At 37.6% G+C, this 25784-nt stretch carries 15 protein-coding genes and 1 pseudogene; 11 read left to right on the forward strand and 5 right to left on the reverse strand.

Annotated elements, in window-relative coordinates; genetic code table 11:
* Window positions 1–22 precede the first annotated feature (22 nt).
* Together QOX35_RS07125 and QOX35_RS07130 are read right to left on the reverse strand one after the other, a co-directional pair.
* A complete protein-coding gene (locus tag QOX35_RS07125; RefSeq protein ID WP_283686334.1) occupies window positions 23–607 on the reverse strand; it encodes a hypothetical protein in 585 nt (194 codons plus the stop codon).
* Window positions 608–680: 73 nt separating this feature from the next.
* Complete coding sequence (locus QOX35_RS07130; RefSeq protein WP_283686335.1) at window positions 681–1301, reverse strand: Crp/Fnr family transcriptional regulator; 621 nt, start codon at window positions 1299–1301, stop codon at window positions 681–683.
* A 182-nt stretch (window positions 1302–1483) separates the two neighbouring features.
* On the opposite strand from QOX35_RS07130, the gene fusA2 reads away from it, so the two are divergent.
* Window positions 1484–3643 (forward strand): elongation factor G2, encoded by a 2160-nt coding sequence (gene fusA2, locus QOX35_RS07135; RefSeq protein WP_283686336.1) that lies wholly within the window; start codon window positions 1484–1486, stop codon window positions 3641–3643.
* Between the two features lie 80 nt (window positions 3644–3723).
* Here the strand turns inward: fusA2 and QOX35_RS07140 are convergent, their stop codons facing one another.
* Complete coding sequence (locus tag QOX35_RS07140; protein WP_283686337.1) at window positions 3724–5112, reverse strand: aspartate ammonia-lyase; 1389 nt, start codon at window positions 5110–5112, stop codon at window positions 3724–3726.
* 186 nt (window positions 5113–5298) lie between these two features.
* Here QOX35_RS07140 and QOX35_RS07145 point away from each other — a divergent pair, with 186 nt between their 5' ends.
* The 4 genes and pseudogenes from QOX35_RS07145 to QOX35_RS07160 all read left to right on the forward strand — a co-directional run bounded on the left by QOX35_RS07145 (window position 5299) and on the right by QOX35_RS07160 (window position 11394).
* Window positions 5299–5754 carry a DUF6769 family protein gene (locus QOX35_RS07145; RefSeq protein ID WP_283686338.1) on the forward strand — a complete coding sequence of 152 codons (456 nt, stop codon included), beginning with the start codon at window positions 5299–5301 and terminating at the stop codon, window positions 5752–5754.
* A gap of 93 nt (window positions 5755–5847) precedes the next feature.
* Window positions 5848–7088: pseudogene (locus tag QOX35_RS07150) on the forward strand (efflux RND transporter periplasmic adaptor subunit).
* Window positions 7089–7105: 17 nt separating this feature from the next.
* Window positions 7106–10204, forward strand: a complete 3099-nt coding sequence (locus QOX35_RS07155) for an efflux RND transporter permease subunit (protein WP_283686341.1) — start codon at window positions 7106–7108, stop codon at window positions 10202–10204.
* A gap of 17 nt (window positions 10205–10221) precedes the next feature.
* Window positions 10222–11394: a TolC family protein gene (locus QOX35_RS07160; protein WP_283686342.1), complete on the forward strand. Its 1173-nt coding sequence runs from the start codon at window positions 10222–10224 to the stop codon at window positions 11392–11394.
* Between the two features lie 82 nt (window positions 11395–11476).
* On the opposite strand, the gene QOX35_RS07165 is transcribed toward QOX35_RS07160, so the two are convergent.
* On the reverse strand, window positions 11477–12304 hold the full coding sequence (locus QOX35_RS07165; protein WP_283686343.1) for an ROK family protein: 828 nt from the start codon (window positions 12302–12304) through the stop codon (window positions 11477–11479).
* 164 nt (window positions 12305–12468) lie between these two features.
* Between QOX35_RS07165 and QOX35_RS07170 the strand changes: the two genes are divergently transcribed.
* The 6 genes from QOX35_RS07170 to QOX35_RS07195 all read left to right on the forward strand — a co-directional run bounded on the left by QOX35_RS07170 (window position 12469) and on the right by QOX35_RS07195 (window position 24887).
* Window positions 12469–15297 carry a triple tyrosine motif-containing protein gene (locus QOX35_RS07170; RefSeq protein WP_502846759.1) on the forward strand — a complete coding sequence of 943 codons (2829 nt, stop codon included), beginning with the start codon at window positions 12469–12471 and terminating at the stop codon, window positions 15295–15297.
* Window positions 15298–15578: 281 nt separating this feature from the next.
* Window positions 15579–18647 (forward strand): SusC/RagA family TonB-linked outer membrane protein, encoded by a 3069-nt coding sequence (locus QOX35_RS07175; protein WP_502846760.1) that lies wholly within the window; start codon window positions 15579–15581, stop codon window positions 18645–18647.
* A gap of 19 nt (window positions 18648–18666) precedes the next feature.
* On the forward strand, window positions 18667–20187 hold the full coding sequence (locus tag QOX35_RS07180) for a RagB/SusD family nutrient uptake outer membrane protein (protein ID WP_283686345.1): 1521 nt from the start codon (window positions 18667–18669) through the stop codon (window positions 20185–20187).
* A gap of 108 nt (window positions 20188–20295) precedes the next feature.
* Window positions 20296–22593 carry a beta-glucosidase BglX gene (bglX, locus tag QOX35_RS07185; protein WP_283686346.1) on the forward strand — a complete coding sequence of 766 codons (2298 nt, stop codon included), beginning with the start codon at window positions 20296–20298 and terminating at the stop codon, window positions 22591–22593.
* 72 nt (window positions 22594–22665) lie between these two features.
* Window positions 22666–24027 (forward strand): glucoamylase family protein, encoded by a 1362-nt coding sequence (locus QOX35_RS07190; RefSeq protein ID WP_283686347.1) that lies wholly within the window; start codon window positions 22666–22668, stop codon window positions 24025–24027.
* A 95-nt stretch (window positions 24028–24122) separates the two neighbouring features.
* Window positions 24123–24887: a carboxylesterase family protein gene (locus tag QOX35_RS07195; RefSeq protein WP_283686348.1), complete on the forward strand. Its 765-nt coding sequence runs from the start codon at window positions 24123–24125 to the stop codon at window positions 24885–24887.
* A gap of 112 nt (window positions 24888–24999) precedes the next feature.
* Here the strand turns inward: QOX35_RS07195 and QOX35_RS07200 are convergent, their stop codons facing one another.
* Window positions 25000–25779 (reverse strand): prephenate dehydrogenase/arogenate dehydrogenase family protein, encoded by a 780-nt coding sequence (locus tag QOX35_RS07200; RefSeq protein ID WP_006842521.1) that lies wholly within the window; start codon window positions 25777–25779, stop codon window positions 25000–25002.
* Between the last annotated feature and the right edge of the window lie 5 nt (window positions 25780–25784).

Below are 25784 nucleotides of genomic sequence, written 5' to 3' on the forward strand. Positions count from 1 at the left end.
TCTGCGCGGTTGTGTAGATAAATTATTTACTCCATATTCTGTATCCTATCCTGAGCACGGGTGAGATATCCATATTTGGGATATTGTATTGTACCTGATCAAAATCAAGACTTTTATCTTTTCTCAAATATATATGTATAGCCGGTTGTATATAAAGATTCCGCCATATAAAAAATTGGTAACCAATTCCGCCTCCAAAATCAAGGCTTCTCATATCCTTTTTAACACCTGTACCTTTCTGTTCAATTTCAAATTTGTGAGCTTCTATAAAAGTATATATATCAAGATTCTTCCATACATTATATCCTAAGAATAAACCCGGAGCGGTTTTGTAATATCTTTTAAAGTCGTCGGCTGAATTGTTTATCCCCGCTCTCTCAGCATTGTACGATCCACCATTAATAACGCTAACTCTTACTCTCCATCTTTCATATCTATACCCTAAGGCAAAATGATAACCTCCGGTAAGAAACATGGGAAATAAACTTTCTGCTTCAAAAGCTTGCTTTACTTCATGGCTTTGCTTGTTTTTCAGGGGTATTGTTTCTTGTGCAGAGATACTAACTGCCAATCCAAGAAGAATGAATACTATTAATTGCTTTTTCATATTCTGATATTTTAATAATTATGACAAATATCCGGATAGAAAAGCAATTGATTACTCCGCATTTGTTACCAAATTATTCTTTCTTGAAAATCGTATTTCTTATACGGCTTAAAGATTTAGGTGCAATTCCGAGGTAATTAGCAATATAGTGCAGGGGAATTCTTTGAAATATTTCAGGATAATTACGGAATAGCTTTAAATATCTTTCTTTTGCAGATAGAGTTTGTAGATCGATACTCATTTGAGTCATTTTTATAAAAGCTTGCTCTGTAAGTATTCTCCCAAAACGTTCGAGAGAAGGTATTCTTTGATAAAGATAAGGCAGATCTTTTTCTTTTATTATCCAGAGTTCACAATCCTCAATAGCTTTTATATTAAGATGAGAAGGGAGTCTTTTGAGGCGGCTATAATTATCAGTTACCCACTCTCCTTCAAAAGCCATATCTGTGGTCATCCCATTTCCATTCTCCAGTTCTTTGCAGTATATCAATACGCCTTTATTAATGAAGGCTATAAAATTGCAGATCACACCCTCATGCAAGAGATATTCATTCTTTTTCAGAATTTTATATTCAATATGGGTACTCAATATTTCCCAATCTTCGTCTGTGAGGGAAATGATAGTTTCGATATAGCTTTTTATTTTTTCGGTATCCATCGATTCATCTATCTCAATATGAGCAAAGGTAAGCAATCGTAGATAATTTATTTTGAATCTTTTTGTTGAAATTCATTATATGCTAACTTTTATAACTAAATAACATACGTTTTTTTGCTATTTCATCAGAACATTTCATTAATTTTGGAAAACATCGCCTCAAAATGGAGGCAATTTGGTAAAAGGAATAATATTAACCATGTAAAAAACATTTAGCCATGAGAACTTACCAAACACAAGAAATCAAGAACATCGCAATTCTTGGTAGTTCGGGAGCGGGCAAAACCACTCTCGCCGAAGCCATGCTCTTTGAAGCCGGCGTCATTAAACGCAGAGGAAGTGTTAAAGATGGAAATACTGTCTCGGACTATTTCCCTGTGGAAAAAGAATATGGATATTCCGTTTTTTCCAGCATTTTCTCTGTGGAATGGATGAACCGAAAATTGAATTTTATTGATTGTCCGGGATCTGATGATTTTGTCGGAAATGTTGTTACATCACTCAATGTGACAGACACTGCACTTATGGTACTTAATGCACAGTATGGCATGGAAGTGGGTACTATAAATCAATTGAGATATACTCAAAAGCTTCAAAAGCCTGTTATTTTCATCGTTAATCAACTTGATCATCCTAAGGCTGACTTTGATAACGTTGTCGCTCAACTCAAAGCTGAGTATGGCGAAAAGGCAGTACAAATACAATACCCTATCAATTGTGGCGAAGGTTTTAATGCTGTGATTGATATATTAAAATATAAAATGCTCAGATGGAAACCGGAAGGTGGAGCTCCTGAGGTGCTTGATATTCCGGATGAAGAACTGGAAAAAGCAAGAGATTTAAAGCAGAAATTAGTAGAAGCCGCAGCAGAAAATGAAGAGTCTCTGATGGAAAAATTCTTTGATCAGGGAACACTCACCGAAGATGAAATGCGTATGGGAATCCGTTGGGGATTAGTGCATCGTGATTTATATCCGATTTTCTGTGTGTCGGCCGAAAAAGATATGTGTGTGCGTCGTACAATGGAGTTTTTAGGAAATGTAGTTCCTTACGTACGCGATTTACCGGCTCCGGTAAATACAGAAGGAGAAGAAATAAAACCGGATTCGGAAGCTCCAACCAGCTTGTTCTTCTTTAAAACAACCGTTGAGCCTCATGTAGGTGAAGTGTCATACTTTAAAGTAATGAGCGGAAAGGTACATGAAGGCGATGATCTTATCAATACAAATAGGGGCTCTAAAGAACGTATGGGGCAAATATTCGCTCCTGCAGGACAACAACGTACAAAAATAGAAGAGCTTGTTGCGGGCGACATCGGTGCGGCAGTTAAGCTCAAAGATGTTCGTACGGGGAATACATTGAATGCAAAAGGCGTTGATAATAAATTCGACTTTATAAAATATCCTGATCCTAAATATCGTCGTGCAATAAAAGCTGAAAACGAAAAAGATACTGAAAAAATGAATGAAGTATTGCAGCGTATGCGCGAAGAAGATCCTACATGGTTAATAGAAAATTCGAAAGAGCTAAAACAGTTGATCGTATCAGGACAAGGAGAGTTTCATCTTAAAACGTTGAAATGGAGAATTGAAAACAATGATAAGATTCCAATTGTTTTCTCAGAACCTAGGATTCCTTATCGTGAAACAATTACCAAAGCAGCTCGTGCAGACTACCGTCATAAAAAACAATCGGGAGGAGCCGGACAATTTGGAGAGGTGCATCTCGTTGTAGAGCCATATACAGAAGGTATGCCTGCACCTGATGTATATAGATTTAATGGTCAGGAATTTAAAGTGCAGGCACGTGATACCCAAACGTATAATTTGGATTGGGGGGGCAAACTCGTATTTGTGAATAGTATTGTAGGGGGTGCAATTGATGCGCGTTTCCTTCCTGCTATCCTCAAAGGTATCATGTCTCGCCTAGAACAAGGACCGCTAACAGGATCTTATGCACGTGATGTTCGTGTAGTTGTATATGATGGTAAAATGCACCCGGTAGATTCGAATGAAATATCATTTATGCTTGCTGGTCGCAATGCCTTTAGTGAAGCATTTAAAAATGCAGGACCTAAAATTCTTGAACCTATATATGATATATCTGTATTTGTCCCTTCGGACAAAATGGGGGATGTGATGAGTGACTTGCAAGGGCGTCGAGCTATGATCATGGGAATGGAAAGCGAACGAGGAATAGAAGTCTTGAAGGCAAAAGTTCCTTTGAAAGAAATGTCTAATTATTCTATTTCACTCAGTTCCTTAACAGGAGGCCGTGCTTCATTTACGATGAAGTTTGCCAGCTATGAACTCGTACCTTCAGATGTTCAGGATAAGCTGTTGAAAGAATATGCAGAAAGCCAGAAAGACGAAGATTAATAGAAATAAGTTTTTTGTCGAAATAAGAAAAGGAGTGGAAAAAATATTTTCACTCCTTTTCCATTTTCTAAAGGGAGGGGTTATTTCACTCCTGTCATATTTTCCGGATTTAGTATCCTATCCAAATCATCTTTAGATAGTATATTCTTTTTCAGTACGAGATTATACACATTCGCTCCTGTTTCCAAAGCTTCTTTTGCTATAGCCGTGCTATTCTCATAGCCTATATACGGATTCAATGCAGTGACGAGTCCGATACTGTTCATAACAAGACTTTTGCAATGTTCTTCATTAGCAGTAATACCCTCGATGCAGTTTTTTCTGAGGCAGACCATTGCATTGTTAAGCAGGTTTTGCGATTCGAGTAAAGTATATGTTATAATAGGTTCCATAACATTCAGTTGTAGCTGACCTGCTTCAGCAGCCATTGTTACGGCGAAATCATTTGCCAGTACTCTAAAGCATGTTTGAGAAACAACTTCAGGAATAACCGGATTTACTTTCCCTGGCATAATAGAAGAACCTGCTTGCATCGGCGGAAGATTTATTTCGTGTACTCCGCAGCGTGGCCCTGATGCAAGTATTCTAAGATCGTTACATATTTTGGAGAGCTTTGTTGCTAGCTTTTTCAATGCAGAAGAATAGGCTACAAAACTACCTGTATTTGATGTGGCTTCTACCAGATTCTTTGCAGAAGTAAAATTGAATCGAGTGAGACGTGTCAGGTTTTTAGCACATAATGCATCATAACCCGGAATAGCATTCAGTCCTGTACCTACAGCTGTTGCTCCCATATTTATTTCGAGGCACAAATTTACGCTTTGTCTCAGAGAAGTCTTCTCTTTCTCTAAAGTCGCAGCGTATGCGTCAAATTGTTGTCCCAATGTCATCGGTATGGCATCTTGCAGATGAGTACGCCCCATTGTTATCACATGCTCTAATTCCTGTCCTTTTTGCTTGAGGGCTGCTATAAGCTCAATCAAGGTGTCTTCTATCATTTCATTGTAAAAGAGAATTCCTAGCTTTACGCCTGTCGGATAAGCATCGTTTGTCGACTGAGAAAGATTTACGTGGTCGTAAGGAGAACAGTATTGATATTCACCTTTTTTGTGCCCCATAATCTCTAAGGCAATATTTGCTACTACCTCGTTGATATTCATGTTGGTTGAGGTTCCTGCACCTCCTTGTAGCATATCACTCGGAAACTGGCCGTTGTAATCTCCTTCTATAACTTTTTTACAGGCTTCTATTATTGCATCGTGAATGTCTTTATCCAAGACTCCAAGTTCATAATTCGCTTCGGCTGCTGCCCATTTTACATAGGCTAAAGCTTTAATGAACATAGGATAATGTGATAATTTTATTCCTGAAATGTTAAAATTGTTGATTGCCCTTTGAGTGTGTATTCCATAATAAGCATTATCAGGAACAGGCAGACTGCTAATAAGGTCATTTTCTATTCTACTCATGATGTGATATTTTGAAAGTTATTAAATGGGTATTCGGTTAACAATCGCTCACTAAGTTATATATTTATTCTTAATTAAAATGTTTATTCTATTAAAATGTCATATTTTATTAGTTCTAAAGTTATTCGTTATTTTTTTGTGTAAAGAAACGAGAGCTTCTTTACCTAAGTTTTGTATCTTTGTCGTATGAGACATATGAGATTGATCGCTTTGACTCTAACTCTGATGGCTAGCATGTTTATGTTAGCTCATGCTATTATGCCTCATTCGCATCATGATGGTGTTATCTGTTTTTCTCTTGAGGAAATTATGCATCGACATCATTGCTCCGATCAGCAAGACGATACCCATAACTGTTGTGAACAACACAAAAAAGGATGTCATCATCAGGCGCATACAGAAGATTGTAATCTTCAGGAATTAATACTTCGTCAACAAGATAATACGCATGATGACATATTGCCATGTGCAAACTGTCTTTCTCTTGCCTATATATTATACTCACTGAATGAGTTTTATTTAGAAGCTCCACAATTTGGGGAACGCTTCAGGCAAAAGCCTTATTTAGTAAGCTATACGCCACCTTTTGTAGGCTCCATAAAAAGCCTGCGTGCACCTCCTGTATCTTATTTCTTAGCATAATTTCTCAAATAGAGAAGTTTGAATTTTTATAGTGACAGTTTCTAAAACTGCCTATAATTGTTTTTTGTTTATTCAAGTTTAAGAAATAAGAATATGAAAAAATATATAATATATATCGCTTGTTTGCTTGCGATGCTTTGGGGGTGCAACTCTAAACAAAAAGCAGATACTTATACGGAACAAAATAAAGAATCTCACGCAGGACATAATCATTCTGAAGAAGAAGGAGCTCACTCTCACGCAGAAGGGGAGGAGTGTGATCACGATCATGCGGAAGATGAAGATTCTCATGATAAAGAAGCCCATGGAGAAGAAATCGTATTTTCTCCTGAGCAAGCTAAAAAGGCAGGATTGGAAATCGTGAATGTTCAGCCTTCTGCATTTCATCAGGTAATAAAAACGAGTGGCCAAATTTTATCTGCACAGGGTGACGAGGTTACAATCTCTGCAACTGCTAATGGGATAGTGTCATTTAATAAGGCTTCGTTGAATGAAGGACTAGCCGTACGTGGTGGCGAATCACTTCTAAGTATTTCTTCTAAAAATATAGTGGATGGAGACCCTATAGCAAAAGCGAAGTCTGCATACGAGATTGCTCAGAAGGAATATCAGAGAGCTGAATCTTTGATCGGAAATAAGCTTATTGCTGAAAAAGAATATAACGAGATCAAGCTGAACTACGAAAATGCTAAGGTTGCTTATCATGCTATCGGGCAGAAAACTACAGCTAAGGGCGTAGGAGTATCAACTCCTATAAGTGGATTTATAAAGACTAAATTAGTTAATGAAGGTCAATACGTGGAAGTAGGGCAAGCCTTAATGACCGTTACGCAAAATAGACGACTGCAACTAAGAGCTGATGTTTCGGAACGTTATTTTAAAGATTTAGGGTCTGTAATATCCGCAAATTTCAAAACGCCTTACGATAAGACGGTTTATACGCTTTCCGCTCTAAATGGAAGGCTGGTATCGTACGGAAAGTCATCTTCTAGTCAAGAATATTATGTTCCGGTCAATTTTGAATTTGACAATATCGGTCAAATAATTTCCGGTTCTTATGTCGAGGTTTATCTCTTAGGACAACCACGTAGCAATGTTATTTCTATACCTGTATCTTCTTTAATCGAAGAACAAGGCCTGTATTTCGTGTATTTGCAATCTCACGATGATGCTTATAGCAAACAAGAAGTTACTCTGGGTGCAAATGACGGCAATCAAGTGGAAATCTTGTCAGGTCTGAAGAAGGGAGATAAAGTAGTAAGTAAAGGAGCATATCATATCATGTCAAGTTAGCTTCTACATCATCAGCAATCCCTCATGCTCATGAACATTAAATTGAGGAGGAATAGATATGCTGAATAAAATAATACAATTTTCGTTGAACAATCGTTTGATTGTTCTTATCAGTGCTGTTCTCCTATTGGTTGGCGGGCTTTATACTGCTAAGAATATGGAGATAGATGTATTTCCAGATCTCAATGCCCCTACCGTAGTGATAATGACAGAGGCGAATGGAATGGCTTCGGAAGAGGTGGAACGCCTAGTCTCTTTTCCTATCGAAACAGCAGTGAATGGTGCTACAGATGTACGGCGGGTACGTTCGTCATCTACTACAGGTTTCTCTGTTGTATGGGTCGAGTTCGATTGGGGTACAGATATTTATAAAGCTCGGCAGATAGTAACCGAAAAATTGGCTACTCTGGGTGATGCTTTACCCGAGAATATCGGGCAACCCACATTGGGACCACAATCTTCGATATTGGGAGAAGTGATGATTATCGGACTGACTGCTGACTCTACATCTTTATTAGACCTTCGTACTATTGCCGATTGGACGATTCGTCCACGTTTACTATCTACAGGTGGAGTGGCACAGGTGACAGTTATAGGTGGAGATATCAAAGAATATCAAATATTACTCGATCCGGGGCGTATGAAACATTACGGTGTTACACTGGATGAAGTGTTGCAAGTGACCCGTAATATGAATCAGAATGCATCGGGAGGTGTATTGTATGAATACGGTAATGAATATATAGTAAGAGGTGTTCTGCAAAGTGCCGATGTAAAAGAAATAGGCAAAGCTGTTATAAAGAGAGTTGGAGAGAGTCCTATTCTGATTAGTGATGTTGCAGATGTAAAGATAGGAGCAAAAACACCGAAATTAGGTGTCGCTTCTGAAAAAACAAAGTCTGCTGTGTTGCTGACTATAACCAAGCAACCCAATACGAATACAATCGAGCTGAGTGAAAAGCTGGATGCTTCTATAGCCGATCTGCAAAAGGGACTTCCTACGGATGTGAAAATATCAACAGATATTTTCCGGCAGGAACGTTTTATTAATAACTCTATTAATAATGTGCAAAAATCCCTTTATGAAGGTTCTATTTTTGTGGTCATCGTGCTGTTTTTGTTTTTAATGAATGGTCGTACGACTTTCATTTCTTTAATGGCTTTACCCCTTTCTTTATTAACTTCTATTCTTGCTCTAAAGCTGATGGGCTTAACGATCAATACGATGAGTTTAGGCGGGATGGCTATTGCTATCGGTTCGTTGGTAGACGATGCTATCATAGATGTTGAAAATGTATTTAAGCACTTGAGAGAGAATCGGAAAAAGCCAAAGGAGGAACAACAAAGCGTGCTTACTATTGTATTCGAAGCATCGAAAGAAGTCCGTATGCCGATTTTGAATTCAACATTGATTATTGTCGCAAGTTTTACTCCTTTGTTTTTCCTTAGCGGTATGGAAGGGCGTATGCTTGTTCCCCTGGGGATAGCTTTTATCGTTGCTCTTTTTGCATCTACAATTATTGCTCTTACAGTAACTCCTGTTTTGTGTAGCTATTTGCTCGCAAATAATAAGAAAGATAAGGGAGAAAAAGAATCTGTATTTGTAGTAAAGCTTAAAGCTATCTATGAAAAAAGCTTACATTGGGCATTAGCAAAACAAAAGATAGTATTGGGAATAACAGGTTTGTTGTTGATTTCGGCTATAGCTATTTCTTTCACGTTTGGGCGCAATTTTTTACCGCCATTTAATGAAGGGTCTTTTACAGTAACTGTAAATACCTTGCCGGGAATATCATTAGAGGAATCAGATAAGGTAGGAGCAATGGCAGAACAGGCCATTCTTAGCGTCCCTGAAATACAAACGGTAGGACGTAAAACCGGGCGTGCCGAATTGGATGAGCATTCTTTTGGTGTGAATACTTCTGAGATTGAAGCACCTTTTGTATTGAGAGATCGTCCTCAAAAAGAGGTGTTAGCCGATCTCAGAAATAAGCTGAATGCCATACCGGGAATTAGTGTGGAAATAGGTCAACCGATATCGCATCGTATCGATCATATGCTTTCGGGCACCAAAGCCAATATTGCCATAAAGATTTTTGGAACAGACCTGAATAAATTATTCTCTCTCGGAAATGAGATCAAGTCGAAGATAGAGGGCATAGACGGTGTTGCCGACTTGAATGTAGAGCAGCAGGTAGAGCGTCCCCAATTAAAGATTGTCCCTAAGCGCGAACTGTTGTCAAAATATGGTATCACCTTACCCGAATTTACTGAGTTTGTAACTACAATGCTTTCAGGTGAAGTTGTTTCTCAGGTTTATGATGCAGGTAAAAGTTTTGACTTGACACTAAAAGTTGACGAGAACTATAAAGATCAAGCCGAGAAGATCAGAAATCTGATGATAGATGCTAACGGGCTTAAAGTCCCATTTGCTTATATTGCAGATATATCATCCTCTACGGGTCCTAATACAATCAACAGGGAGAATGCTCAACGTAAGATTGTCGTGTCGGCAAACGTTGCCGGACGAGATTTGCGAAGTGTTGTAAATGAGATTCAGGATAACTTGGATAACAATATTCAGTTGCCTGAAGGATATCATATTGAATATGGAGGACAGTTTGAAAGTGAACAGGCAGCATCGCAGATATTGCTGATCGCTTCTGTTTTTGCGATTCTTATTATCTTTCTATTGCTTTTCAATCAGTTTAGAAGTGTTACACAATCGGCTGTAATTCTTCTTAATCTTCCTCTGGCTCTTATTGGTGGAGTGTATGCTATTCTGTTTACATCCGGAGAGATCAGTATTCCGGCCATTATCGGATTTATATCCTTGTTTGGTATTGCTACGCGAAACGGAATTTTGCTGATGGCTCATTATAACGATTTGGGAAACAAAGGATATTCTGTTAATAAGAGTATATTGCAAGGATCGCTCGATCGTTTGAATCCTATTTTGATGACAGCTTTGTCTTCGGGACTGGCTTTGATACCTCTGGCTGTACAAGGAAGTTTGCCTGGTAATGAAATTCAAAGTCCTATGGCTAAGGTTATTTTGGGCGGACTGCTAACTTCAACCATGTTGAATATGTACATTGTGCCGATTATATACAGAATGCTGAAAAATAGAAAGGCTGTAAAAGAAGAGATTATTTAATAAAAGAGTTATAATTTATGAAACCAATAATATATATTCTTTTGTCGGTGCTGGCTCTCAGTGTACAGGCGCAAGGCTCGTTCGATAATGTATTGAAAGAGATAGAAATGAATAATACAACGCTGAAAGCGTATCGCGAGAAAGCTAATGCCGATAAGATAGGGAACAAAACAGGCATAAATATGGCTAATCCCGAAGTGGAATTCGGTTATCTGTGGGGAAGTCCCTCCGGAGAAGGTAACCGTGTAGACCTTAATGTAACCCAGTCGTTTGATTTTCCTACAGCATATCGCTATAAGACACAATTGTCTGATGGAAAAAACCAACAGGTAGATATGATTTATGATCAACAGAAAGTGGAGATCTTGCAACAGGCTCGCTTAATCTGTGTAGAACTGGTTTATCAAACGAAGATGAACAAGATATTATCGGATCGACTGAAACAAGCCAGAGAACTTTCTGATGCGTATCAGAAGAGTTTTGATCAGGGAAATATCGATGTTTTGGAGCGTAATAAAACGAAGTTGAACTTACTAAATGCTGAGAAAGCGTTGCAGATCAATGAAGTTGATTTGAATTTATCCAAATCTGAGTTGCAACGATTGAACGGAGGGTTGGATATCACAGAATTTAATCGTTATCCAGATTTTACTTTCCCTCTCAATTTTATAGAATGGTTTGCAATAGTAAAGGCTAATAATCCTTCTTTGCGAGTAGCGGAACAAGAAGTTGCCTTAAGTAGAAAGCAGGAACAGCTTACAAGGGCTTTGAATCTGCCTAAGATAACAGCCGGATATGCTAGCGAAAGAGTATCGGGTACAATATTTCAGGGTGTTTCGGTTGGCGTATCCATTCCTTTGTGGGAAGGTAAAAATACAGTGAAGCATCAGAAAGCCCAAACGGTAGCATTGCAGATGCAGCATGAGGACTCTGAGTTACAGTTCAGGAATACCTTGAAGAATCAGTATGATAAAGCAAAAAAATTATCTCTGTTGTTAAAAGAGTATGAAGATGCTTTGAGTGTTACCAGTAGTCAGGATTTGCTTAAAATGGCATTGGATAAGGGGCAATTATCCCTTATTAATTATCTATTAGAGTTGTCAGTGTATTATGAAACAGTGGATAAGTATCTGGAAACAGAACGAGATTATCAGCTTGCTGTAGCTGAGTTACAGCAGTGGGAGAGATAAGATATCATTCTTTTTATTTTTGACGGAGTGAAGAATCATAAATTATAGATTCTTCACTCCGTTCTGTATAATGGCTATTAATTTAGCTTAGGGTTGATGCTCCCAGTATAGCAACATCGTCTACTTTAGATGTATATATCTTCAGGTTCTTTACTGTTTCGGAATAAGGAAAGCTATCAAGGCTATCCATCATGGCAGGAGCAAAATATTCGTAAGCGTTGGCTATACTTCCGCCTAAAATAATCACTCGAGGGTCGTAAGCAAAAAGAATTACTTTCATCAGGTCGCCTACATGGTGTCCAAACTGATTCCATAGAATGATGGAGTCAACATCTTCATTTGCTTTAGCCTTTTCAAAAGCGTCCTTACCGCTGATACCATGTACGCGTGTGAAATAAGAACTACTGCAATAAGATTCATAGTCATATTCCAGATAAGGAATACATCCGACCTCGCCGGCTCCTGTATTTCCTCCATTGTATAATTTGCCATCGATAATAATCCCTGAGCCTACACCTGTTCCTAAAGCAACAGCTACTAAATCTTTAGATCCGGCTCCTTCTCCAAAATGATATTCACCCAGAGCAAAACAATTACAGTCATTATTAACAAAGACCGGGATATTGAATTCTTTTTCTAGTATTTCTTTCAGATGTACTTCTTTCCAAGAGGGGATATTCATTACATTATATACGATGCCTTTTTCTGCATCAACCACCGAAGGTACACCTATACCTATACTTTCTATTTCAGGCGATATGATTTGATGAAGCATGTCTGTCAATTGCTTTATAACGATGTCTTCAGGCTGGTCTGCTTTGCATCGCTCCGATATTTTTTTTACAATGACACCATTATTAACAACACCCATTCTAACATTGGTTCCTCCTAGGTCTATCCCGATTTTCATGATTTTCTGATATTAATTTTTTATTGCATACAAATATAACTTATGAACTTCTAAAGGCAAAACGATTGAAGACATTATATTGACATCCATCTGAAAACAAAATCCATAAAAAAGTAGTATTTTTGATGTCTTAAATAAGAAAGCTCTTTGTAAATTCAACCTGAATGAATAATTTAATGAAATATATCTTTTTATTATTCCTAACCTTCCTTCCTTTCATTTCAATTTCGGCAAATAAACCACATGTAATCAACCTGTCCAAGAGCATGTATAGAGCCGATAATAAAAACTGGTCGATAGCGCAAGACGAAAAAGGAATAATGTATTTTGGTAACGACATAGGCTTGTTGGAGTTCGACGGTGTCGAATGGAAGCTAAACCGTATACCTAATTCTCTAATAGCACGTTCGGTGGCAGTTCTTTCGCATCAAACGATTTTTACCGGAAGCTATGAGGAGTTTGGACGATGGGATAGGGATATCTCAGGCAAATTAGTCTACACTTCTTTAAGTGATCAACTGGATAAAGCTCTTTTTAAAAATGATGATTTCTGGAAGATATGGATTGCGGAAGATTGCGTTTATTTCCAATCTTTTTCGTCCATCTATATGTACGACTATAAAACAGTGAAACATGTACCTTTCAATGGAGGCTTCTTATTATTATCTAAGGTGAGAAATGAATTCTTGGTGCAGCAAATGTTTGGAGCATTGTATCGCCTGAAAGGTGCTACATTAACAAAGATAGAAGGGAGTGAAATCTTTACGAATACAGATGTTAGGGTTATATTGCCATATTCAACAGATAAATATCTTATAGGTACATCCACAAAAGGAATGTATATTTATGATGGGAGCACGTTTAAACAATGGAACTCTGCCATATCGTCTGTATTAAGTTCTGCAGAGCTTAATTGCGGTATATTGTCTTCGAAGGGTGTTTATTTTTTCGGAACTATATTAGATGGTATTTATCAGGTTGACGAAGCTGGTAATATATTAGATCATCTATCTACTATAAATACCCTCCAGAATAATACGGTGCTATCCCTCTATGAAGACAATATAGGCAATGTGTGGGCTGCTCTGGATAAAGGTATCTCTTATATACAGCATATAGAGAATATGGACTGCTATATAGATAAAGGAGGGAAAACTGGTGCGGTATATGGTGGTGCTCTGTGGAATGATAAATTGTTTGTTGCTACCAATCAGGGTGTGTTTTACATAGCTGCTGAAGACCTTAAAAAGCCGGAAGCTCTGTCTAACATGAAACTGATAAATGGAACACAAGGACAAGTCTGGACATTAAAAGTTGTGAATGGAAAGCTGTACTGTTGCCACAACAAAGGTCTAAAAATGATAAATAGTAACCTTTCGGTTTCAGATGTGTTTGATATACATACGGGTGTCTACAACATCATGGAAGCAAAATATAAAGAGAAAGACTTGCTTTTTCTTTCTACCTATCAATCTCTAAAAATTGTAGATCCCGCTACAAATAAGGTCTATGTGCCGAAGCAGATATCGGAGCCGATAATTAATGCTGATATTGATCATATCGGTAATATATGGCTAGAACATGCTAATAGAGGTATTTATAGATGTAAACTCGGTGACGATCTCTCTGGGTTTGAAACATTCTCATATTACGGAGGAAGTAATAAAGATGGATTCCCATACAAAATGAAAATGTTTAAGGTGGGGGGACGTATTGTTTTGCTTGGAAATAATGAGTTTTATACCTACGATGATATTTCAAATAAAATAGTGCCGAATACAATACTGAATGATTGCTTTAAAAATGTAAAGAACCTAAAGCAAATTGTACATATTCGTGGAAATCTATTTTGGGCACTTACAGATGCTTCGATTTATAAATTCTCGTATGATGGCTATGAGGCATCTATTCTCGAAAGCTACAACTTAGGAATGAACTTATCATTGGTAAACGCATACGAAAATGTGTCTATCCTGAATGATTCATTGAGCCTTGTCTGTTTGGATAATGGGTTTATGATATATAATAAAGAACATGTTGTAAAAAAAGACCTTCAAAATAAATTACCTCTTCCATATTTAAGGATGTTGGGAACAACAAATGGTTATGGTGATTACGAATATAAGAATCTTGCTCAATTAGCTAAGATATCATATAACTATAATACTGTAACCTTTGGCTTTTCGGCAGAAAATGCATTTTCATCTAATTTCTCATTTCAGTATATGTTGCAGGGGGTAGATAATGACTGGTCTCTACCTCAAAAGGTGAATGGTGCTCAGTATGCTCGTCTACCTGAGGGTAAGTATGTCTTTATGGTACGTACGGTAGATAATCTCGGACATTATTCCGAATCTATATCTTATGAGTTTGAAATATTGCCGCCTTGGTATCAGACTATTTGGGCGTATATGTTTTATATTCTTGCTTTTTTCTTTGTCATGTATATCATCTGGATGCTTATATTAAGACGATATCGAAACTTGCATCTTCAAAAGATCAGACATAGAGAAACCCGACGCTTGAAAATGTTGGCCGGGGAGTTGCAGCAAGAAGTGGAACAAAAGAGTGCCGAACTTCTTACTCAAACATCTTTTATCATTCAGAAAAATGAACTCATTTTGAAAGTAAAAGATATCATAGATGATTTTTATTCAAAGAATAGAAACAATGCATTGATTCCGTTATCTCAAAAAATAAATGCCTTGCTCAATAGCAATATGAATACGGAAGATGATTGGAAAACATTTTTATTAAAGTTTGAAGAAAAACATACAGGTTTTTTCAGAAAGATGAAAACTCTATACCCTCAGTTAACGAATAATGATCTTAGGCTTTGTGCTTGTTTGAAACTAAATTTGGAAACAAAGGAGATTGCGTCTTTAATGAATTTATCTATTAGAGCCGTTGAAAATAGTCGTTATAGACTAAGAAAAAAGTTAAATATTCTTCCTTCCCAGAACTTAAATGAGTTTTTTCTGAATATAGATTAACTATTGTAATTTATTGTTTGTTATATTATTATGATTGTTTGAGAGGTAAAAGTGAGGTGGTGGCATTGTTAAAAGAGGAGAGGGTGTATTCACGGTGTATTAACTTTTAGAAACACTCTGTCTATAAACTCTAATTTTGACACAAATCTAATATCATACGCACAGAAAGAACAATCATAACTTAGCCGTTACTGGAAAATACGATCACTTTTTAGTTCTTCTTTTCTGTCGTTCATAGTAGATTTTATTTGAAAATATGTGTTTAAATAAAAAGTAAGACTATGAAAATTAAACCTAAAAAAATGAAAAGTTCAGCTGCTCTCATGCGGAGAATTTTTTTCTTCACTTGTTTTCTTTTGGCAAGCGTGACGACTATTTATGCGCAGACCAAAACAATCTCGGGTAAGGTTGTGGATCAAGCGAATGAGCCTCTAATCGGAGTTAGTGTTCTGGTACAAGGTACAACAAACGGAACAATAACAGATATAGATGGTATGTATTCTCTTTCTGCAAAACAAGGAGATGTTCTTGTGTTTTCTTATTTGGGAATGAAATCTCAATCAGTTACTGTAGGTGCCCAGAATGCGATAAACGTAGTATTGGAAGATGACGCCAAAATGCTAACGGAAACAGTCGTAATTGGTTATGGTACAGCAAAGAAAAGAGACTTGACCGGGTCCATAGCTAGTATTAAAGCTGAGGATATAGCAAACCGTCCATCTGCAAACCCATTAGCTTCTTTGCAAGGAAAAGTAGCGGGGGTACAGGTCGTAAATACAGGTATTGCCGGACAAGATCCCGAAATTCGTATTCGTGGAACAAATTCAATTAACGGATATAAGCCGCTATATGTAGTTGATGGATTATTTAACGATAACATTAGCTTCTTAAATGCTGCCGACATTGAATCAATGGAAATCTTAAAAGACCCTTCATCATTAGCTATCTTTGGTGTACGTGGTGCAAATGGTGTTATTATTGTTACTACTAAAAAAGCGAAAGAAGGTCAGACATTGGTAAATATCAATACTTCTTTTGGTTTTAAATCGGTAGTAGATAAAATCAAAATGGCGAATGCTGCACAGTTTAAAGAACTTTATTCAGAGCAGTTAGCAAACCAAGGAGCAAGTCCTTTCGATTATAGAAACTGGACTGCTGATACAGATTGGCAAGATGAAATATTCCAAACAGGATTTATTACCAATAACAATATTAGTATAACATCTTCTAGCGAAAGGAATAAGTTCTACATGGGTGTTGGGTATACTTCAGAAGAAGGAACTTTGAAACATGAACAATTCAGTAAGGTAACTATCAATCTGAGCAGTGATTACACTATCACTAAAGCATTTAAAGTTGGATTCCAATTTAATGGTGCTCGTTCAACCCCTCTTAATACTTCTACCAGCTTATATACAGATGCTGTCAAGAGAGCTTTATATGCAGCACCTATAGGAGCGCCTTATAATGAAAAAGAAGGTTTGTATAATACATTGCCTAGTTTCCAAAAAAATGAAGTGTCAAATCCGATGACTATTGTTGAGTTACAAAAGGATATGAACAAAGTAATTGATTACAGAGCATCCGGTAATGTATATGGAGATCTTACTTTCTTGAAGAACTTCAATTTCCGTGTAATGTATTCATTAGATTACAAATCTTATGATAGCAGATTATACACTCCTAAGAGAACTATATTCGATGTTGATACTCAACAACCTGTGGTTATGGGAGATGGGAAAACTGCTGTGCAGCAACAAAAAACAAATGAAACAAAGGTTCAAAGCGATTATTTGTTGACTTATACAAATAGCTTTAATAATCATAATATTACAGCCACAGCCGGTTTTACAACATTCTACAATAGCTTATCCACCCTTACGGGGAAACGTAGTGAAGGGAATGGACTTCCTATTGCAAATGATCCTGACAAATGGTTTGTTAGCATTGGGGACCCGGATGCTGCTACAACAGGTAGTGATCAATGGGAACGTTCTACTGTATCATTTCTACTTAGGGGATTATATAATTACAAAAATAAATATTTGTTTAATGGTTCATTCCGGCGCGATGGCTCATCAGCTTTCTTCTATACTGGTAATGAATGGCAAAATTTTTACTCTGTTGGAGCAGGTTGGGTGATGACAGAAGAGGATTTTATGAAAAATCTTACTTTCCTTGATTATTTGAAATTGAAAGGATCGTGGGGCACTCTGGGCAACCAAAACATGCTTAGGGTTTATCCGGCAGAACCAATCTTAATAAATACAACATCGGCCGTATTTGGAGACAATATCATTCCTGGATATACCATCGCTTATTTACCTAGTGTCAGTTTAAGATGGGAAAAAGTAAAAGCATGGGAAGCTGGGTTTGAAGCTTATTTCTTGAAGAACAGACTGAATTTCGAAGGTGTGTATTATAAGAAAAATACAAATCAGTTATTAGCTGAAGTGCCTGGTATAACTGGAACAACACCTGGTCTTCAGAATCTTGGTGAAATTGAAAACAAAGGAGTTGAACTATCTCTTTCATGGAATGATAAAATTGGTTCTGATTGGAGATATGGAATAAACGCAAATTTTACCACAATTAAAAATAAAGTATTATCTCTATACCAAGATGGATATACTATTACTGATGGCACATCAGGACTTCCAATGATGTCTTATACTCAGGCTGGTTACCCGATTGGTTATTTCTATGGATACAAAGTAGAGGGTGTATATCAAAATCAGACTGAAATAGATAACTCTCCTACAAATAAATTAACAAAAGTATTACCGGGAGACCTTAAGTTTAAAGATGTAAATGGAGATGGTGAAATTACTACTGCAGACAGAACAATGATTGGTAATCCTACTCCTGATTTCACATATGGACTTTCTGTAAATGTAGGATACAAGAATTTTGACTTGTCAGTTGATATGATGGGAGTATATGGTAATGAAATTTATCGCACATGGAATATTTTTGAATGGTCTCAGTTCAACTATTTGGAATCGAAAATGGGTAGATGGCACGGAGAAGGCACATCTAACACTGAGCCTATTTTGAATAGAAAACGTGCAATAAATGGTAAGGATTATCCATCTGAGTATTTCATTGAAGACGGTAGCTTCTTTCGTATCAGAAACATTCAATTAGGTTATACTTTCGGAGCAGATATGTTGAAGAAATTAAGAATGAAATCTTTGAGAGTATATATAAATGCTCAAAATCCTAAAACGTGGAAAAACAATACAGGTTATACACCGGAAATCGGAGGATCTGCTACAGCATTTGGCATCGACTCTAATCCATATCCTATGCCTGCAGTTTATACATTTGGTTTAAATCTTACATTTTAATAGATAAAAACAATATATTATGAAACGAATATTTAATAAATATATATATGCCGCTATAATTGCTGTTTTAGCATTCTCGGTTATCAGCTGTAATGATTTTCTGGACAAGAGTCCTCAAGGAAGTTTTACTGGGGATGACGATACTAGTGGTGGACTTGAAGCAAAGGTATTTGGAGTATATTCCAAAATGAGAAGTTATAATATAACTGCCGGAATTCCAGCTTTTGCAGTCCACATGTTCCGTTCCGAAGATTCAGAAAAAGGGAGTACAGAGAATGATGGACCGGATAATGCCAGATTTTGGGACGATTTCGAATATACCCCAAACAATGGAATCTTGGGCACATATTGGAATCATAACTATTCGATAATTCATGACTGTAACTCTACTATAGATACTATACAGAAATTGAATAATAGTGACCTTAGAAGCTTGGAAGCAGAAGCTAAATTCTTTAGAGCTTATTGTTATTTCAACTTGGTAAGAGCATGGGGTGAAGTTCCTAAAATAGATTTTAAAATAACAAATGCATCACAGGCTAATATTGCTAAGAGCTCTGCTACTGAGATTTATGCACTAATTGATGCTGATCTTACTTTTGCCGAAGCTAACCTGCCTCAATCATGGGAAACAAAGTACAAAGGGCGTTTAACTTGGGGTGCTGCCAGATCTTTACATGCCAGAACGTATATGATGCGTAACGACTGGGGTAATATGCTTGCTGCGTCTAAAGATGTTATCAATTCGGGAATCTATAATCTGAATACAGCAGTAGATCAAGTGTTCACCGATGCTGGAGAAAACTGTGGTGAATCAATATTTGAATTACAGTGTACTGCAACAGCGGCCAAACCAGGAAGTACAGATATAGGTAGCCAGTTTTGTCAGGTACAAGGTGTGAGAGGTGCCGGACAATGGAATCTTGGCTGGGGTTGGCACATGGCAACAAAAGAGCTGGGAACAGCTTTCGAGCCTGGAGATCCACGTAAAGATGCTACACTTCTGTATTTCAGAAAACCGGGTGAAGCTATCACTCCTGAAAATACAAACAAGCCATATGGCGAGTCTCCTGAATCATCTGCAATGGGTGCATACTTTAATAAAAAAGCATACACAAATCCTGCGATGAGAGCTAAATATACGAGAGAAGGATTCTGGGTTAATATACGTATTATCCGTTATCCGGACGTTATTCTTATGGCTGCAGAAGCCGCAAATGAACTAGATCAGACTGAAGATGCTTTAAAATATTTGGAAATGGTAAGATCTCATGCGAGAGGAGCTAGCACCAGTATATTGCCAAAGGTTACTACAGAAGATCAGGTGGAATTGAGAAAAGCTATTCAGCGTGAAAGAAGAGTTGAATTAGCTTTAGAACCAGACCGTTTTTATGACTTAGTACGTTGGGGTACTGCTAAAGAAGTATTACATGCAGCAGGTAAAACAAATTATCAAGATAAGCATGCATTACTTCCGGTTCCTCAATCGGAAATCGATAAATCAAATGGCGTTTTGAAACAAAACCCCAACTATCAATAAGGTTTATTAGGTTATCACATTTTTAATGGTAAGGGCTAGACAATTAGCCCTTACTAGTTTTAGGCAAGAAATAATTAGAGTTAAGGTATAACTGAAATTTAAGGTAAAATGACTGTAAGACAATTATTATTGGTCTTCTTGGCCTTCTTTGCTATCTCGGGCAATATATTGGCACAAGGGAAAGATCCAAAGATGGATAAGTTTATCAATGATTTAATGAGTAAGATGACGCTGGAAGAGAAAATCGGACAGCTTAATCTGCCTAGTTCCGGAGATATAACTACTGGACAGGCTAAAAGCAGTAATATAGCTGAAAAAATAAAGAAAGGACAAGTTGGTGGGTTATTCAATATAAAAGGTGTTGAAAAAATAAAAGAAGTTCAACGCATTGCAGTAGAACAGAGTCGTCTGAAAATTCCATTAATATTTGGAATGGACGTAATTCACGGATACGAAACTGTATTTCCAATTCCTTTGGGGATGGCTGCTACATGGAATATGGCTGCTGTAGAGCAATCTGCACGTATCGCTGCAATAGAAGCAAGTGCCGATGGTATTTGCTGGACATTCAGTCCAATGGTTGATATTTCAAGAGATCCTCGTTGGGGACGTTTTTCGGAAGGAAATGGAGAAGATCCTTTTCTTGGAGGACAAATCGCAAAAGCGATGGTTCGCGGATATCAGGGAGTAGGAGAGAACATGTATAAGTCTAACTCCAATATTATGGCTTGTGTTAAGCACTATGCACTGTATGGTGCAGGTGAAGCAGGTCGCGACTATAATACTGTAGACATGAGCCGTATACGTATGTTTAATGAATATATGTACCCTTATCAGGCTGCAGTAGAGGCAGGTGTGGGGAGCGTAATGGCTTCGTTTAATGAAGTGGACGGAGTTCCGGCTACAGCTAACAAATGGTTGATGACAGATGTATTGCGTAAGCAATGGGGGTTTAACGGGTTTGTAGTTACAGACTATACCGGAATAAGTGAAATGATAGATCACGGAATTGGTGATTTGCAAACCGTTTCGGCTCGTGCCTTAAAGGCCGGAATCGATATGGATATGGTAAGTGAAGGCTTGGCTACAGTTGGCAAGTCTCTGAAAGAAGGAAAAGTTACGCAAGCCGAAATAGATCAGGCTTGTCGCCGTGTGTTGGAAGCTAAATATAAATTGGGATTATTTGCAGATCCATATAAATATTGCGATGTAAATCGTGCAAAAAAAGAAATATACACAGCCGAAAATCGTGCTGTTGCTCGTAAGATAGCTTCAGAAAGTTTTGTTTTACTTAAAAATGCAAATAATACATTGCCTTTGAAAAAAGGTGGAACTATAGCAGTGGTTGGCCCTTTGGCAAACACACGCTCTAATATGCCCGGAACATGGAGTGTTGCTGTAGACCTGACTAAACCCGCAACCGTAGTTGAAGGTATCCAGGAGGTAGCCGGAAGCAATGCTAAGGTTGTGTATGCAAAGGGTAGCCATCTGATAAATGATGCAAAATATGAACAAAATGCGACTATGTTTGGTCGTACATTACATAGAGATCAGGAAACTCGCAGTAATGAAGAAATGCTACAAGAAGCATTACAAATATCAAAGGATGCAGATGTAATCGTTGCAGCATTGGGCGAATCGTCTGAGATGAGTGGAGAATCTAGTTCTCGTACCGAAATTGGTATACCTGATGTACAGAAAGAATTGTTAAGAGAATTATTGAAAACCGGAAAACCTGTCGTCTTGGTGTTGTTTACAGGTCGTCCATTGACTTTGACTTGGGAAAATGAAAACGTACCAGCCATTCTTAATGTTTGGTTTGGTGGTTCAGAGGCTGCACACGCTATTGGAGATGTTTTGTTTGGAGACGTTAATCCAAGCGGAAAACTTGTTGCTACTTTCCCTCAGAATGTAGGACAGATACCGCTATTCTACAATCATAAAAATACAGGTCGTCCGTTGCACGAAGGACGATGGTTTGAGAAATTCCGTAGCAACTATTTAGATGTAAGTAACGATCCGTTATATCCGTTTGGATACGGATTAAGCTATACTACATTTAGTTATAGCGACGTTAAATTGAGCTCTACAACACTTGATGCAAAAGGAGAATTAACAGCTTCCGTCACTGTTACAAATACAGGAAAATATGATGGAGCTGAGGTTGTTCAACTTTATATTCGTGACTTGGTCGGTAGTGTGACACGTCCGGTGAAAGAATTGAAAGGCTTTGAAAAAACATTTATAAAAGCAGGGGAAAGTAAAAATGTTAGTTTTAAGATAACTCCTGAGTTATTGAAATTCTACAATTACAACCTCGAATATGTATTTGAAAAAGGTGATTTTGATGTGATGATAGGAGGTAATAATAGTGATGTTAAATCTGCGAGATTTACATTGAATTAAATGCTCTGAGTCTTGAAAAAGAGACTATGTAATCTTAGTCTCTTTTTCTTGTTTATTATTAAAACAGATAATATGAAAAAAATATATATACCATTCATTTCTATAATGCTTGTTCTAGTGGCTATTAGTTGTAAGGATAAATCCAATAAAGATACTGATGATAGCTCCACAGAGCCAATTGCTATTACAGATGAGGCTCTATTGGATAGTGTTCAGCGCAGGACATTCAATTATTTTTGGGATGGAGCTGAACCTACGAGTGGAATGGCTCGCGAACGCTTTCATGTAGATGGAGTATATCCTCAAAATGATAAAAATGTAGTGACCTCCGGAGGTAGTGGCTTTGGAATAATGGCTATTGTTGCCGGAATAGACAGAGGGTATATAACTCGTGAACAAGGTTTAGAACGGTTTGCAAAGATTCTAAACTTTCTCGAAAAAGCAGATTCTTTTCATGGTGTATTTCCACATTGGTGGAATGGTGAGACAGGTGAAGTAAAAGGATTTAGTGATAAGGATAATGGAGGAGACTTAGTTGAAACCTCATTCCTTCTACAAGGTTTATTGACCCTTCATCAGTATTATATAAATGGGTCTGATGCAGAAAAAGCTTTAGCTGTCCGTATTGACAACCTTTGGAAAAATGTGGACTGGAACTGGCATCGTAACGGTCAAAATGTATTGTATTGGCATTGGAGCCCTAACCATTCATGGGAAATGAATTTTCCTATTCGTGGATATAATGAATGTCTCATTACTTATGTACTGGCTGCATGTTCTCCTACTCATGGTACTCCGGCTGAGGTCTATCATGAAGGTTGGGCAGAAAACGGAAAAATTATTGCTCCTCATCAATTGGAAGGATATAACCTAAATATGCGTTATCAAAGCAATAGCGGAGCAGGCCCTTTATTCTGGGCTCACTACTCATTCTTAGGATTAAATCCTACCGGGCTAAAAGATAAGTATGCTGATTATTATCAGGAAATGAAAAATTATACACTGATAAATAGAGCGTATTGCTTGCGTAACCCAAAAGGTTTTAAAGGTTATGGAGAAGATTGCTGGGGCTTGACTGCTAGTTATTCAGTAAAAGGGTATAGCGCTCACGAGCCAACAGAAGAAGGAGACCTCGGTGTAATAACTCCTACGGCCGCTTTGTCTTCTATTGTGTATACTCCCGAGGAATCAATGAAAGTAATGCGCAAGCTATATCGCATGGGCGATAAGGTTTGGGGGCAATATGGTTTTTATGACGCATTTAGTGAAACAGATAACTGGTATCCACAGCGTTATTTAGCAATAGACCAAGGTACAATAGCTGTGATGATCGAGAACTATCGTTCGCAGTTGCTTTGGAATCTATTTATGAGTCACCCTGATGTTCAAAAGGGGCTTAAGAAACTAGGTTTTGAATCTCCTTCATTGAATTAAAGAGTAATAGAATCAAAAGCAAATAGCATGACAACTCACATGAAGTAAGATGTATTATCGTTATCTTTAATGTCAGTTATTTTAAAATTAAGGTTATGAAAAAAGGTGTTTTATCTTTCATTTTTCTAATTTGTTCTTTATTCAGTTTCGCTCAGTTCAAGAATGCCTCATTCATGTTTGACGGGCATACATTGCCATATCAGATAATGTATCCTGAAAACTATGATGAGTCGAAGCAATATCCATTGGTCGTATTTCTTCATGGAGCAGGAGAGCGAGGTAATGATAATCAGAAGCAATTGACTCATGGTAAGCAGTTCCTTATTGATAATTTTCAGTCTGTTTATCCAGCTATCGTTATAGCACCTCAATGCCCAGCCGATAGTTATTGGGCTAATGTCGTTCGTCACCAGATTGATGATAAAATGACATTGACATTCGGTCTTTCTGATGGAATTACAGAGCCAATGAGTACACTGATTGCTTTGGTGCAAAATTGGCTGACCTCAGGGAAAGTAGACTCCAACCAAGTATATGTAGGTGGTTTGTCAATGGGGGGTATGGGTACATTGGAATTGTTGTGGCGATTGCCTGATACTTTCTCCGCGGCGTTCCCTATTTGTGGAGGCGCAGATTTGAGTAAGCTGCCTTTGTATGCCCACAATACAGCTGTTTGGGTTTTTCATGGGAGTGCCGACTCTGTCGTTCCTGTAGAAAATTCGAGAAATATATATAAGCGTCTCAAAGAATTGGGGTGTGATGCGGAATATACCGAATATGAAGGAGTTAATCATAATAGCTGGGACAATGCCTTTAAAGAAGAAGGACTTGCCTCATGGCTGTTTAAACATAAAAAATAAAAGCTGAATTCAAGGTCTGTTTGGTGTTAGGCTAACTATGGTTGGTAATTGGTGTTATAAGGAGTAGAGACTGCATTAGTATTGTATGACTTTTGCAGTCTCTTTTTATATTCTACTTGTCAGCTATATTCGCTCTTACTTTTGTAAGGAAACTTAGCATCGCTGCACTGTCTTTTTTCTCGATGATCTCTAAAAGATGCTTTAATTCACCTCGTATACTCTCCACCTGAGCAGGAGTATAAGGGTTGAAGAGAATCTCGGTCAACAAATAATCATCTTCCGACAGAAGCCCTTTTGCAATATTCATGTGACGCTTAAATGTTGTTCCCGGAGCATCTTGATGCTTCATTACCGAAGCAAATACAAGTGTAGACGCAAACGGAATAGAAAGGGAATATGCAATCGTTTCGTCATGCTCTTCGAATGTATACTCGAAAACGTTCAACTTAAGACTGTTATACAAGTCTTTGAAAAATATTTTTCCCCAATGGTTCGATTCCGAAATTACAATTGCACTCTGTGTACTAAGATCTGTTAGGTTGGCAAATGTAGGGCCAAACATAGGATGGGTAGATGCAAACGGTCTGCCAGTTTTTTTATAAAACTCTTTTAGTCCCGTTTTTACGGATGCAATATCCGACAATATACAATCTTCATCCAGATATGGCAGTACCATTTCAAATGCCTGAATCGTATATTTCACTGTTGCTGCATTAATAACAATTTCAGGCTTAAAGTCCCTTATCTCTTCGGGATTGCTCATTCTGACTACATTATAAACAAATCGTAGCCGTTTGGGATCAATGTCAAATATAGCAACTTCGTGATCGAAACTTAATACATCAGTAAAGAAGGAGCCCATTTTTCCGGCTCCTAATATTAATATCTTCATATACG

The organism is Dysgonomonas sp. Marseille-Q5470 (genome assembly GCF_951230145.1).
In the GTDB taxonomy this organism is placed as follows: domain Bacteria; phylum Bacteroidota; class Bacteroidia; order Bacteroidales; family Dysgonomonadaceae; genus Dysgonomonas.